Source organism: Gemmatimonadaceae bacterium, from assembly GCA_035633115.1.
Classification (GTDB): domain Bacteria; phylum Gemmatimonadota; class Gemmatimonadetes; order Gemmatimonadales; family Gemmatimonadaceae; genus UBA4720.
The window spans coordinates 91,066-105,442 of record DASQFN010000045.1; the positions used below are offsets into that span (position 1 = coordinate 91,066).

Sequence of the window (14,377 nt, forward strand, 5' to 3'; positions counted from 1 at the left end):
TACCGAGTCAGCGAGAAATTGCGCCCTCAGAGCGCGAACACGAAAGGTGATGGCCGAGCATGCGCATCGCCCTAGCTGTCGCCGGGTCAGCGGCCCAGTATTGTGAACTCGTGAACGACCTGCAGCAGCGCCTCGAATCCGGTCTTGCCGGCCGCTACGTCGTGGAGCGCCCCCTTGGTGAGGGCGGCATGGCGGTTGTGTTCCTCGCGCGTGATCTCCGCCACGACCGCGCCGTTGCCGTGAAAGTGCTTCGTCCCGATATCTCCGCGGAGATTGGTGCTGAGCGATTCCTCCGCGAGATCAAGATGGCGGCGAACCTCAACCACCCGCACATCCTTCCGGTCTTCGACTCGGGGAGTGCGGACGGCTTGCTCTTCTACGTCATGCCGAACATGGAAGGGCAGTCGCTTCGCGACAAGCTGGAGAAGGAACGACAGCTCGCGCTCGATGACGCGCTACGCATTACGGCCGAGGTTGCATCGGCGCTCGACTACTCGCACCGTCAGCATGTGATCCATCGCGATATCAAGCCGGAGAACATCCTTCTTCACGAGGGCGCGGCGCTGGTGGCGGACTTCGGCATCGGCAAGGCGCTGAGCAGCGGCAAGGCCATCACCCACACGGGCCTCGCCGTCGGTACGCCAGCCTACATGAGTCCCGAGCAGGCGAGTGGGGAGACAGCGATCGATGGCCGGAGCGATCTGTACAGTCTGGGGTGTGTTTTGTACGAGATGTTGAGCGGAGAACCTCCGTTCACCGGCCCGAATGCACAGTCCGTTATCGCGAAGCGCTTCATGTCGCCTGTTCCGAGCGTAAAGGTGACACGCGATGTGCCGGATACAGTCGAAGCCGCTCTCAGTCGCGCGCTGGCGCGATCGCCCGCGGACCGTTATCGCACCGGGGCCGAGTTCGCGGATGCTCTCCGAAGCATTCTTCGAACGGGAGAAGGGACCACGTTTCACACCCCGCCCGAGGTAAAGAGCTCCGCCGCTCCAAAGGCGATCGCCGTGCTTCCGCTCGCGAACATGAGCGCCGATCCAGAGAACGAGTATTTCAGCGATGGCATGACTGAGGAGATCATCAACGCGCTCGCCAAGGTTCCGGGCGTGCATGTGGCGTCACGCTCATCGTCGTTCGCCTTCAAGGGCAAGAAGGATGTTGATGCGCGGCAAGTGGGTGAGCGACTGGGCGTGACGTCGGTGCTGGAAGGGAGCGTTCGCAAGATCGGCAACCGCATTCGCATAGCGGCGCAGCTCGTGAACGTGGGGAACGGGTATCAGCTATGGTCGGAGACGTATGATCGCCAGCTGGAGGACGTCTTCGCCGTGCAGGACGAGATATCGAGGTCGATCGTCGAGGCGCTGAAGGTTCAGCTCGTGGGCGCGACGAGTCAGGTGGTGGCACCGACCAAGAACCTTGAAGCCTACACGACCTACCTGAAGGGCCGTTACCACTTCAACAAGTTCAGCGAGCAGAGCCTTCGAAAGGCGCTCGATTTGTTTCAGCATGCGCTGCTTCAGGATCCGGGTTTTGCGCGAGCGTATGCCGGCATATCGGACGTGTGGTGCGATCTCGCGGACGACTGGGTTGCGCCGGACGACGCGTATCCGCGAGCGAAAGCGGCCGCCGAGCGCGCTTTGCAGCGCGACCCAGACCTTGCCGATGCGATGATCTCCATCGGCAAGGTGTTGTGCTGGCACGAGTGGAAGTTTGCGGAAGGAGTTGAGCGGCTCGATCGCGCCGTGGCGGTGAGTCCAAACAACTCCGAGGCGCAGTGGGTTCTTGGGACAGCGTTGCCGCTGGTCGGCCGAATGCGCGAAGGTGTCGAGGCCGTAAGACGGGCCGTCGAGCTGGACCCGCTGCGCGTCGAGTACGCGGGGTGGCTGACTCGTTTCCTGCTGTATGACAAGCAGTACGACGCCGCGATCGCATCCGGGAAGGAATTGTTGGAGGTGGACGAGGAGTATGGCCGCGGCTTCGTGTGGATGGGGTCGGCTCACCTTGCATTGGGGGATCCAACCGCTGCGCTCGACTGGTTCCAGCGTGGTCAGGCTCTGGACCGTGCAGTTCGTTCGTACGACGCGATGATCGTCCGTGCGCTAGCCGCGCTGGACCGGCGCGAGGAAGCCGAAGAGATCATGAGCCGTCTTGAGGCCGAATCGCGGCAGCAGTATATCCGCTCCGAGTACCTCGCCATGGGACACGCGGCGCTGGGCAACCTGGACAAGGCGTTCGAATCGCTGGAGCGGGCATACCAGGCTCGGTCGGGGGGCCTGATCTACCTGCACCTCGATCCTGGCTACGATTCGCTGCGCGGGGATCCTCGGTACACTGAGATGCTCGCGCGGATAGGAGTACGATAGGGCGTGGGCCGCGGCGAGGGCGGCCGGGCCGGACTCTTACCGCAACGGCACGACGCGAACGCCAGGGCACTTCCCCGCCTGTCCAGCGCCAATCCAATGCCTTCGGGGCAACTATTCCACCGGCTCCGATTTGTTGATAATGACATCGACATTCAATCCCGAATCAGAACCGGCGAAAAAATTGTCGATATCGTCGATCGCTTCGTACGCCAAAAACCGCACCGTCCGATCCAACCCAAGACGTTTGAACGCTGGGCGGCGGAGTTGTTCGCGCAGTCGGTTCTTTCGGTCCTTTGGTGCCACAATGAACATCGGATATAGCGTATTAGGGGCTATGACATTCAGATCGGCAAACCTCAGTAGACCGGAGTAGATCGAGGTAGAGTTTTCGATTTCATATGCAGCGGCGATTCGGAACTCCTGCTTCCAGACGACGTCGATATTCTCGACATACGAATGTGGGAGATCGATCCCGGAGGAGAATTCCGGATCGAATTGGTCGAACTGATAAGCCTGACGAAGCCTTGTCTGGTCGCCGACTGGAACCCAAACCCTTTCTCCGGCCTTTATGCCGAGCCGGGCGAGTTTCCATTGCATTGTGACGTGATCGGAAACGAGTGTCGTTCTCAGCGCTTCGTCTATTTCTTCCGCTCGTATCTCCGCAAGCTGAGTCGGCGGCTGAATAGTTGGCGACATGGTATCCAGTGCCTTTAGCGACACCGCCTCACCCTTTTGAAGTCTTACGAGGACTGAGTAGAGATCATCGTAACGCGCATAAAATTGCTCGAGCTTATCGGGCGCGACGGTAGTGAATCCGCGTAGTCGGTAAGAATCCGCGTAGCCAAACAGCCGACAGAATTCTTTGAACGAAAGATCGAGCTCTCTTGGGTTGGCGATGAAGTAGATCAACTTCCAAGCCGTGCTACCGTTTCCCGTTATTGGTTTCCAGAGCTCTTGCGAGAGTTCCTCGCTTTCAACTTTTGTGGCAATCTTTCCGATCAGCTTCACACGATCGCCTTCCACAATGAGAATGTCGTCGCCCGGCGACATTCGCTCAAAGTTGGCCCGGTTCCTAGGTCCGCCTTCCGAGCCCCACACGGTGACCGGTGCGCTGCCAAAGACAGAGGTGAGTTTCGCCCTCACGTTTTGCGAAACGAATGGCGTGATTCGGCGCAGCGCCACTTTGTTTTTGATTGTGTCCTGGTAGTGCACCATCGCCTGCGGATTTCCCGGAGGCATGTAAAGCAGGAATACGTTGCGCATGTCTTAACCTAGGGCCGCATGGCCGTGTCGATAGAGCGAAGCGTGGTTGCAGAAATTGCAGTCAACCGATGGGAGGCTCCTTTCGATTCGATTGGCCGCTGCGCCCCAGTTTGGGAGCGGCGGGTCTTGCTCAGCGGGATTGCTTTCCCTACTGCAGCCCAGCCGTGGCCCTCGGCAGCCACTGGCCGCGCCCTTCCTTTCCCACGACCGCGTAGTCGTCAACAATTACTTCACCGCGCGACAGCGTTGTGCGCGCGAATCCCGCGAGGTCCCACCCATCAAACGGGGACCAGTCCGCGTTCGTCTCCATTGTGTCGCAGCTCACGGTGCGCGTTGAGCTCGGATGAATGATCGCCAGATCAGCGTCGCTGCCCACCTCGATCACTCCCTTCCGCGGATAGAGTCCCATGATCTTCGCCGGGTTCGTGCTCAGCTTCGAGACCATCTCCTCCAGCGAAAGCCGCTTCTTCAGAACGCCGTGCGTGTAGGTCACCGGGAGAAGCGTCTCGAGACCCGGCATTCCCATCGGGATCTTCGTCCAGTCGCCCTCCCACATCGCCTTCTGATCGCGGGTAAACGTGCACGTATCAGTCGAGACGACTGAAACCTCTCCATCCCTCAATCCCTTCCACAGACGGGCCGAGTCCTTCGGCTTCTTGAGCTGAGGACAGCAGGCATAGAGATGACCGTCCTCGCGATCGAAGCACGTGTCATCGAGAACCAGGTACTGTGCACAGGTCTCAGCAACGACTGGCACTCCACGCGCCTGCGCCGCCTTCACTATCTCCGTGCCCTCAGCGGTTGACATGTGGACGATATACAACTGCCCACCCGTCACCTCCGACCACGTCACCACCCGCTGGATCGCCTCGGCCTCGATGAAGTTGGGTCGCGTCATCGCATGAAGCCGAGCGCCATGCTTCTTCATCAGCTCCGGGGTGTGATGCCGAGCGATCAGCTCGTCGAGCACGCGCGCCGACTCGGCGTGCACGAGGAGCATCGTCCCGTACTCCTTCATCTTCTCCAGCGTGCCAAACAGTGCGCGATCGTCCGACTGCCAACCCTCGGACTCGTAGATCATGAACTCCTTGAAGGTGGTGAAGCCGCGGTCCACCATCCCCTTGATCTGATCCTTGTGCTCGTTCCATCGCGTGATGCAGATGTGGAACGTGTAATCGATCAGCGCTTTCCCTGCGGCCTTCTTCATCCAGTTGTCTGCGGCCATCTCCAGCGAATCGCCGGCGTATGGGATCGCGAAGTCGATGAGCGTGGTGACGCCACCGCGAGCGCCGGCGCGAGTGCCGCTTCGATAGTCGTCCGACGATACAGTGCCGCAGAACGGCAGCTCCAGGTGTACATGGACGTCGAGAACACCAGGGATTACGTGATATCCCGCCGCGTCAATCACGCGAGTGTTTTGCGTCGGCTGAAGATTCGGGGCAATCGAGGCGATTTTCTCGCCTACGATACCGATGTCGTTGGTGCCCGAGCCCTGCGGCGTGACGACGTTACCGCCGCGGACTATCGTATCGAAGTTCATTTTGCGGTCGCTCAGGTTGACTCTACGGCTTGCAACGCACGATGCAGAACCTCGAGCGCATAATCAGCGTCCTCGGCCGTGATGCACATTGGCGGCTTGATCCTTACCACGTTGCCGTCGATTCCACCCTTGCCGAGCAATACGCCCATCCCTCGGGCTTCCTCGAGAATCTGAAGCGTTTCCGCCTTGGCCGGCTCCTTCGTCGCCCGGTCGCGCACGAACTCGATGCCCAGCATCAGCCCCATTCCACGCACGTCCCCTATCAGATCGTGCTCGTTCATCAGACGTCTAAGGCCGTCCTTGAGGCGTTTCCCGATGATCTTCGAGTTTTCCTTTAGTCCGTCCTCGTCGATCACCTCGAGGACCGCAAGACCCGCCGCCATGCACACGGGGTTCCCGCCGAAGGTATTGAAGTGAACGCGCTGGGTGAGAGCCTGCGCAATTTCCATCCTCGTCGTCACTGCCGCGAGCGGAACGCCGTTGCCGATCCCCTTCGCCATAACTACGAAATCCGGAACGACGTCGAAGTTCTGGAATCCCCAGTAATGCTCGCCCGTGCGGCCGAATCCGGTCTGCACTTCATCGGCGATGCAGAGGCCGCCGTGCTCACGCACGACCGCGTACGCTTCCTTCAGATAATTCGGCGCACCGTACGTCGTGCCGCCGACTCCCTGAATCGGCTCCATGATAAAGGCGGCAATCGATCCTGAGGTACCAAAGCGAATGAGATCCTTCAGGTCGGCGACGCTCTTGGTTGCAATCTCCTCCGGCGTACCCGTGTACGGGCTACGATAGGGATCGGGACACACGGTGTGGTGCACTCCAGTCGCCACGTTGACCGGGTACTTCCACGTGCTGTGCGACGTGATCGTGTTGCTCGACGGCGAGGCGCCGTGATATGAGTTCCGAACAGCGATAACGTCGGCATTGCCCGTGTAAAGGCGAGCCATCTGAATCGCGAGATCGTTCGCCTCGCTGCCGCTGTTGACGAAGTACGTGACGTCGAGGCCTTTCGGCATCTTCGACGCGAGCTTCTTCGCCATCGCTGGCATGTTCGGATGCAGGTAGATCGTAGTTGCATGCTGCAGCGTGTCCACCTGCTCCTTGATCTTCGCGGTCACCTTCGGATGGCAGTGGCCACAGGAAACCGTGACTATGCCGGCTAGCATGTCGAGATACCGGCGCCCTGCCTCATCGTAGAGGTACTGCATGTATCCCTCGACGATCATCAGCGGCTCCTTGTAGAGCGTGAAGATCGCGGGGTTGCAGTACTCCTTTCGCATCGCCAGTACCTCGGCGCGCGACGGGCCGGTGTAGGCGCGCGGACGATGATCCGTGTATGGAAGAGTCAGTGTGTCGCTCGGGCGCGGGGCCAATGTGCTCGTCATATCTTGATTAGGTATTGTCGGGCCTCGGTAACCGGCGACCGGTTACCGGTGACCGGCTACCGAGGCCCGAAAAACTATGCAGTGGCTTGCGCAGTTTCGGGCGCCGCATATCCCTCCACCACCTCATAGCCACCCGCATAGTCCTCCGGATTCGGGCGGCGGATCTGCGACTGGAGTACAACCCGATCGCGGCGCAGCCCGCGGAAATCGTCCAGCGAATGCCAGCCGTCGGTTGCCTCGTGCTTCTCCAGGAAATCCTTGTACTGCTGGTTCAGCCGCTTGATCACGTTCGGGCCGATCGCGTGATCCAGCATCGCGGCCGTGCACACCTGTATTGTGCCGCAGCCGAGGAGGAAGTAGCTGATCGCCTGGTTCATGTCGGAAATGCCGCCGATTCCGGAGAAGCTCTTGTCGGGGAACGCCTGCGTGAGCTGCGCCATCTTCGCCAGCGCGAGCGGAAGGATTGCGGGGCCGCCAAGGCCGCCGCTGGAAACGAAGCCGTCGACGTTGATCTCGAAATCGAGAGTCTCGGGATCGATCAGCGGTAGAGAAGGGAAGGTGTTCGATGAAACGATCGCATCGGCGCCACCGCGGAAACACGCTGCCGCTTCCTCAACGATGTTCGCGGTCGCCGGAGTGAGCTTGCACCAGACAGGAACTGTCGCGACTGCCTTCACCGACTCGGTTACGGTCGAGCAGAGAACCTTGTCCTTACCGATGTTCGACCCCATGTCCTTTCGGTCCATGTGAGGGCACGAGAAGTTGAGCTCCAGCCCGTCGGCACCGGCGTTCTGACACGCCTGCGCAAGGAGCTGCCAATTGTCATGCTCCTTGTCGTTTCCGGAGCCGGCCATGATTGACGCGATCAGCACTCGGTCTGGATATGCCTCCTTGATCCGGCGAATCCGCGGCTCCCACCAGTCGATCGCCTTGTCGGAGATGAGCTCCCAGTTCCATGACGAATGGAGCGCCGCGTTGGGCTGCTTCTTCATCGAGACGCGCGAGTCTTCAGGGGAAGTTCGCAGGAATTTCGCTTTCGCGCCGTAGACGTTCACCACCGGGTGCAGCCCGATGGTCTTCGTGACGACTCCGCCCCATCCCGCCTCGAACGCGCGTAGGATATTGCTCTCGGACTCGGTAGGCGGCGCCGAGGAGAGCATGAACGGGTTCTCGAAATGAATCCCCGTGAATTGTATGGAGGTGTCAACAGCCATCGCTATCTCCTGATTGTTAATCCGTAGTCCGAAGTTCAGTCCGCAGTCCGCAGTGTCGTACCGCAGTCCGCAGTGTCAGCTCATCCAGTTAGTGCCGTGCTCCACGTTCCACTTCGTCGTCATCTTCTTGGAGCGAGTCCAGAACTCGATCGACCCCTTTCCGGTGATATCGCCAACACCGAAACGAGACTCGTTCCATCCCCCAAAAGAGAACGGCTCACGAGGAACGGGCACGCCGACGTTTACGCCGACCATCCCCGCACTCGCATTCTCCATCACGTACCGGGCTGTCCCGCCGCTTTCCGTAAACACCGACGCGGCGTTCCCATACGGCGACGCGTTCTCGATCTCGAGCGCCTTGTCGATATTGTTCGCCCGCACAATCGCGAGCACCGGCCCGAATACCTCTTCCTGGGCAATCCGCATGTCAGGAGTGACGTGATCGATGATCGTCGGCCCGACGTAATAACCCTTCTCCTTGCCGGGCACGACCGTCTTTCTACCGTCAACGAGCACCGTCGCACCCGCCTGTTCGGCTTCAGTGATGTACTTCTCGATTCTCTCGCGCGCTTCCTCAGAGATGACCGGTCCGAGATTCTCTCCGGGCACGATCTTTTTCGCGTAATCGATCATCCGCTGGATGATGTGATCGGTGTCGGAGACAGCGACCATCACGGACGCAGCCATGCAGCGCTGGCCGGCGCAGCCGGACATCGACGCGACGACATTGGATGAAGTCATCTCCAGATCGGCGTCCGGCATGACGATCAGATGATTCTTCGCCCCGCCAAGCGCCAGCACCCGCTTGAGATTCGCCGTCCCCCTGCGATAGACGAGCTTCGCAACCTTGGTCGAGCCGACGAAGCTGATTGCCTCGATCCCCGAGTGATCGCAAATCGCCTCTACGACATCTCTGCCGCCGTGGACCACCTGGAACACGCCCTCCGGCAATCCCGCCTCGCGCAGCAGCTCGGCGATGCGATTGCTCGATAGGGGAACCAGCTCCGACGGCTTGAGGATCATGCAGTTGCCGAGCGCGACCGCGTTTGGGATCGTCCAGTTCGGCACCATGTTCGGAAAGTTGAACGGCGTGATGGACGCTACGACTCCAATCGGGAACCGCTCGATCCGGCACTCGACGCCGCGGCTCACCTCGAGGACTTCGCCGGCCGCAATCTGAGGCAGCGAACAGGCGAACTCCGTCAGCTCCATGGACTTGAGAATCTCGGCCCGCGCCTCGCCGTGGACTTTTCCATTCTCTTCGGTGACCAGAGCGGTCAGCTCGTCGATGTTCTTCTCGAGGAGCGTCCGGTAGCGGAAGAAAACCTGAACACGCTCCTTGATCGGGAGTTGAGACCATGCGGGGAAGGCAGCGCGGGCGGCGGTAACCGCGGCGTCGACGTCATCGCGCGAGGAAAGGGGCACGCGCGAAATGACAGACCCGTCGCCAGGGTTGTAGACGTCAATAAACGAATGGCCGCCTGCGACAAATCGGCCGCCGACATAGTTCCTGACTTCAGGGTATTTCATGCCCATACCATAGAGGAAGGACTGTTCTGAAACTGCTATCGAAACCACGACCGGGCAAGGGATTGTACTCCGCTGCGGCGAGCGATTCGCCGCACTCCGGATGGGCTCTCAGACAGCTCGCGGGCGGCGCGCTGGCACCCCGTCGAGCATTCCTCGCACGCTGATATCCTCATCAAGGTCCGGCCAGTGAATTCCCTGGCCATCGCCGATAATCTCGTAGTTGCAGCGCTGCGCCGGTGTTGCTTCGGAGAGGCGCCATGACCAAGTCAAAGGCACGCTTATGGCACGCCCGTCAGCGAGATGCGCGGTTATGGAGTCGGCTGAGACTTCCAGCGATTGTACCCGAGGATCACTACCTGTTTTCGCCGCAGTGCTCATACCATGCCTCCAGAACGCGATGGCGATGCTCAAAGATAAAAATGAATGCGCCAACTGACGAATCGTTGCCGCCAACCCAGGCTTGAGCACCGGGAGTCAACGACCCCCGGCTATCCTCCGCGCGGCGATCAGCTCTGGGCGACCGGGCTTGTCAGCACGCGCGGCGATCTTCGAGAGCTGCGCGTAGTACAATCGGGCGGCGGCACGATTTCCGGCCGCCATCGCGGCCCTGGCGGCTCCGGCCACAGCGCGGAATCGGCGGGGCTCGATCCTTAGCGTAAGCTCGAATTCCTTCAGCGCTTCGGCGGGCCGGTTCAGCTCCAGCAGCATCTCGCCGAGTAGCTCGCGAGCCGGGGCGATCGGGCCCGGTGTGACAGCGCTTTTCTCAGTCGCGTACTCACGCTCGGCTGCCTCGCGCATCGTGGCCAGGGCCTCGTCTTTTCTTCCTCGAGCAAGCGCCAGCCATGCCGACGCGCCGCGAATCTGAATTTCGGTCTGCTCGGTCCAGTACTTCTCATTTTGTCGGGCGAGCTCGTCGCGGATTCTATGGAGCTTGTCGATCTCAGACTTCGCGATCGCGGTGTCGCTGATGCGCGCTGCCCCGATCGCGCGAGCGAAATGCGTGATAGCGTCGGCGAAAGGGAATGGACTCTTCTTGACGGTGAGTTGCGCGGCGTCACGCCATGAGCCGCGCTCCAGTGCGTAACGAGCCGGCATCGCGGCCATCGCGAAATATCCGGCCATCGGCGGAGCTGCCGAAGCTGGTTTCGTCGGATCGAAGCGTGTAACGATCTGCGGGATGCTTTCGCGCAGCGCCCGCGCAGCGCGGTCCTGACCCGTCTGAAGGTACGCGTACATCATATAGTCGCTGGCATGCAGCTCTTCAGCACCGGAAAGTTCCCGCCGCGCCGCGACCTTACTGGCGAAGTTGCCCTCGATCGACTGCTGCCAGTCCCCGACACGCGTGTACGTATGCGACGGCATGTGAAGCGCGTGCGGGATGGATGGAGCGATTTTCGAGTAAGCGTCCGCGGCTTTAAGCGCGCGCGAGGCGAGCGGCGGGATGTCGTAGCTGTGGATGATGTAATGCGCGAGTCCCGGATGATCCGGATACTTTCTTACGAGACTCTCGAGGATTGCGCCGGCCTCGAGCTGATTCGCATAGGTCTTGTCGGCGGGATCGGCCGCTATCGCGAGTGCAAGCGCGTGGAATAGCGCAGCTTCCGTGTCATCGGGATAGCGCCTTGCAAGCGCGCTCATTGCATCGCGATATGCGGCGAGGCGCTTCAGCTGATCGATTGTCCCGGCGTTTTCGTAGAGGAGTGCCACCGCGGCAACGTAGTCCTTCTCGCGCTGGGTCCGGCTGCCCGTCGTCCTCGCATGCTGCACCGCGTCGAGCGCGGTCTCGATCGCCTTCGCGGTTTTCATGCCCGGAGCAAACGGGTTACCCCACGCGCTCAGGGCGAGACCCCAGTACGCGATCCCGCAAGTGGGGTCGGCCTTGAGAGTGGCGTTGAAGCCTTCGATCGCGTTGCGGAACTCGAATGAGTGAAGAAAGGCGACAGCGCGGTTGAACACCGGCTGCGCTCCACGGGAGCACGATGTCGCGAAGTGAACGGTGCCGAGCTTCTGCTGCGGCGGTACACCCTGCGCATGGAGCCGCGAGCCGAAGCTCCATAGAGCGAGGAGCATGACAACAGTCACGCGGAGTGTTTGCGAAGTCACCTCTCTCAACACCATTCGATAAAATCGCATCATCGGTACTCCGGCGGTGCGGCGTTCGGCGACGGGTACCACCTTGGTTTCGCAAGCTGATCGCTCCAGCGAAGCCAGACGGCAGCGAGCTCGCGAACCTTGTCGGGGTTCGCGGCCGCGAGGTTCTTTGTCTCGCCGATGTCAGTTTTCAGGTTGTAAAGCTCCGCGGCGAGCAGGTCTTTCATGCCGACGCTGTCCTTCCGGGGCAGTCCATCGTGCATCTTCACAAGCTTCCAGTCACCCTGGCGAACAGCCATCATCCCGCCGAGCCGCCAGTAGAGCACGTCGTGTGGCGATCCGGACGCCGCACCGGTGAGGAAGGGGAGAAGGTTCACGCCGTCGAGCTTCCATTCGGAATTCACCGGTATCCCTGCCGCTGCGAGCGAAGTTGCGAACACATCATGCTGAATGATCGGGCGCGAGTCTGTTCGCCCCTCGGGAATGTGTCCCTTCCAGCGTATGATGAATGGCACGCGGACCCCGCCTTCCCACATTTGTCGCTTTGAGCCTCGTAACGGCGCATTGCTCGAGGCGTTGTCGCCTGCCATTCTTATCGGCCCCCCGTTGTCGCTGAAGAAGAAGATCAGCGTGTTCTCATCCAGCCCCTCGGTGCGCAGCGCCGCCATCGTTTTGCCGATGCCGTCGTCCATAGCGGACAACATTGCAGCATACGTGCGACGCCGTTGGTCGGCGATGCGGGGAAATCTCGCGACGTAACGTTCGGTCGCCTCGAGCGGCAAGTGCGGGGCATTGAAGGCGAGATAGAGAAAGAACGGCCGCGACCGGTGCCGCTTGATGAAATCGGCTGACCGGTCGGCAAGCGCTTCCGTGAGGTAAGCCGCTGCAGGCACGACTGACCTTCCGTCGACCATATCAGTGGTGGTGTCGCCGGCATGGGATGGCATGTACGAATGCGCAGCACCCAGAAAGCCGAAAAACTCGTCGAATCCCCGCTCCAGCGGATGAAATCGAGGAGCGGATCCAAGGTGCCATTTGCCGATTACGGCCGTTCGGTAGCCCGCTGCCTTTAGACGATCCGCAATAGTGCGTTCCTCCACAGGCAGGCCCCACTCGTTAGAGCCCGGACCGACGATATTCATCTCGTGTCCGAACCGTTGCGGATAGCGCCCCGTCATTAGCCCGGCACGAGTGGGGCTGCAGAAGGGTCCGCTGACGTAGCCGTCAGTGAATCGAATACCGGTCGCGGCCAGCGCATCGATGTTGGGCGTGGAAATGTCCTTGCTGCCGTGCACGCCGATATCCGCGTAACCCATGTCGTCGGCGACGATGACGACGATGTTGGGTAGCCTGGTCTGGGCGTCTGCCGAACGACTGAGTGTCGCAAGAGCGAATGCGACGACGACCGACGCGGCTAACCATGCGACTCGCTTCATGAAGTCCTCCAACAGGAAATCTATGATGGATTCACCATGAGGTAGCGACCACATTGCCGCTACTCTATCTTGCGACGCATGAGCGTTCTTCGACGGAGAAGCGAGCGTGCCGCCGCGGCGGTCGAGCGTAATATCACAAATGTGCTCGCCGAAGTCGGTCCATTGCTGAGGATCGAGCACTGTCGTATCGAAGTCGCTGAATACTTCGGCGCCACCGGCCAGGTGACGCTGCGAATAGACGGCACCTGCCCCGATTGCGATCTCTCGCCAGCTACTTTCATGCCGGCGATCGAGGCGCATCTCAAGCTGCGAGTTCCGGAGGTGCGAGAAGTCCGCGTGATCGACAAGTGACGGCCGCGCCGAATCTGCAGGAGCGCGTGAACGCAGCGCTCGCGAGCGTGCGCAACAATCGGCTCGGCATCAACGTCCTCGAGGCCGAGATGATCCGCGACGTTGCGACTACTGTCGACGGGAAAGTGAGATTCACGATACTTCTCGCGCCAAGCGATGATGCTCGTCTCGTGCGTGATGTCCGGCAGGTCGTCGAGCAGGTGGACGGCGTTCGCGAGGTACGCGTTGATGTGAAGGATGCTTCGCAGGCTACACTGCGAGCTGCGGACGAAACTGCACTAACTTCGAACGAACCGCGGACCGGGGACCAGCTGCGCACTGCGGACCAACCGCCGACTGCGGACAAACCTCGTCCCAAACCGCGCTCCCTGCCGGTGATGGGGCAGGAGCCTGCTTCAAAGCGCGCTGCGGTTCCGGCACCGACGCCGGTTACCTACCCCAACCTCGGCAACATTCTCGCGATCTCCAGCGGGAAGGGAGGCGTCGGGAAATCCACCGTCGCGAGCAATGTCGCAATCGCGCTTGCCCGGCAGGGCGCACGGGTCGGGTTGATGGATGCGGATATCTACGGCCCCAACATCCCACGGATGATGGGCGTCGATGAACAGCCCAGAGTCGAGAACGAGAAGATCATTCCTCTCGAGGCGCACGGTGTCAAGGTGATGAGCCTCGGCTTTTTAATCGAGCGTGACCAGCCGGCGATATGGCGTGGCCCGATCATCATGAAGATCATCACGCAGTTCGTGAGGGACGTGGTATGGGGCCAGCTCGATTTCTTTCTCGTCGATCTTCCGCCTGGTACCGGCGACGCGCAGCTCTCGCTCGTTCAGGCAACGCGCGTTGCGGGTGCGTTGATCGTGACTACTCCGCAGGAAGTTGCGATCGGCGATGCGCTGCGCGGTGCCAAGATGTTTCAGCGTGTCGATGTGCCGGTGCTCGGTGTGATCGAGAACATGAGCTGGCTCGACTGCGCGCACTGTGGCGAGCGGACCTTCCTTTTTGGCTCGGGCGGCGGTGCTCGCCTTGCCGCGGAGCTTGGCGTCCCCCTGCTGGGGCAGATCCCGCTCTACGCACCTGTGCTCGCTGGCGGAGACACCGGGATGCCCATCGTGGTGGGTGAGCCTGAGTCACCTGCCGCTGTTGAGCTGACCAGGACTGCCGAGCGTGTTGCGACGATGCACGCAGCACCGGCGATGTAACT

Annotated in this window: 11 protein-coding genes; 3 read left to right on the forward strand and 8 right to left on the reverse strand. The window is 60.8% G+C overall.

Annotated features, from left to right (window positions below; all coding sequences use genetic code 11):
• Positions 1-110: 110 nt before the first annotated feature.
• Positions 111-2,363 carry a protein kinase gene (locus VES88_04060; GenBank protein HYN80652.1) on the forward strand — a complete coding sequence of 751 codons (2,253 nt, stop codon included), beginning with the start codon at positions 111-113 and terminating at the stop codon, positions 2,361-2,363.
• Between the two features lie 111 nt (positions 2,364-2,474).
• On the opposite strand, the gene VES88_04065 is transcribed toward VES88_04060, so the two are convergent.
• The 8 genes from VES88_04065 to VES88_04100 form a co-directional block, all read right to left on the reverse strand.
• Positions 2,475-3,626: a hypothetical protein gene (locus VES88_04065; protein ID HYN80653.1), complete on the reverse strand. Its 1,152-nt coding sequence runs from the start codon at positions 3,624-3,626 to the stop codon at positions 2,475-2,477.
• 148 nt (positions 3,627-3,774) lie between these two features.
• Entirely contained in the window at positions 3,775-5,166 is a 1,392-nt protein-coding gene (gene hydA, locus VES88_04070; protein HYN80654.1) for a dihydropyrimidinase, read from the reverse strand.
• A gap of 11 nt (positions 5,167-5,177) precedes the next feature.
• Positions 5,178-6,554 (reverse strand): aspartate aminotransferase family protein, encoded by a 1,377-nt coding sequence (locus VES88_04075; GenBank protein ID HYN80655.1) that lies wholly within the window; start codon positions 6,552-6,554, stop codon positions 5,178-5,180.
• A gap of 74 nt (positions 6,555-6,628) precedes the next feature.
• Positions 6,629-7,768 carry a hypothetical protein gene (locus VES88_04080; protein ID HYN80656.1) on the reverse strand — a complete coding sequence of 380 codons (1,140 nt, stop codon included), beginning with the start codon at positions 7,766-7,768 and terminating at the stop codon, positions 6,629-6,631.
• Between the two features lie 75 nt (positions 7,769-7,843).
• On the reverse strand, positions 7,844-9,298 hold the full coding sequence (locus VES88_04085) for a CoA-acylating methylmalonate-semialdehyde dehydrogenase (protein ID HYN80657.1): 1,455 nt from the start codon (positions 9,296-9,298) through the stop codon (positions 7,844-7,846).
• A gap of 108 nt (positions 9,299-9,406) precedes the next feature.
• Positions 9,407-9,676 carry a DUF2442 domain-containing protein gene (locus VES88_04090; GenBank protein ID HYN80658.1) on the reverse strand — a complete coding sequence of 90 codons (270 nt, stop codon included), beginning with the start codon at positions 9,674-9,676 and terminating at the stop codon, positions 9,407-9,409.
• Positions 9,677-9,772: 96 nt separating this feature from the next.
• Positions 9,773-11,434, reverse strand: coding sequence for a hypothetical protein (locus VES88_04095; GenBank protein ID HYN80659.1), 1,662 nt, complete (start codon positions 11,432-11,434; stop codon positions 9,773-9,775).
• A complete protein-coding gene (locus VES88_04100) occupies positions 11,431-12,825 on the reverse strand; it encodes a sulfatase (protein ID HYN80660.1) in 1,395 nt (464 codons plus the stop codon). The genes VES88_04095 and VES88_04100 overlap by 4 nt, the downstream gene beginning before the upstream one ends.
• A 78-nt stretch (positions 12,826-12,903) precedes the next feature.
• Here VES88_04100 and VES88_04105 point away from each other — a divergent pair, with 78 nt between their 5' ends.
• On the forward strand, positions 12,904-13,176 hold the full coding sequence (locus tag VES88_04105) for a NifU family protein (GenBank protein ID HYN80661.1): 273 nt from the start codon (positions 12,904-12,906) through the stop codon (positions 13,174-13,176).
• Entirely contained in the window at positions 13,173-14,375 is a 1,203-nt protein-coding gene (locus VES88_04110) for an Mrp/NBP35 family ATP-binding protein (protein ID HYN80662.1), read from the forward strand. The genes VES88_04105 and VES88_04110 overlap by 4 nt, the downstream gene beginning before the upstream one ends.
• The last annotated feature ends 2 nt before the right edge of the window (positions 14,376-14,377 follow it).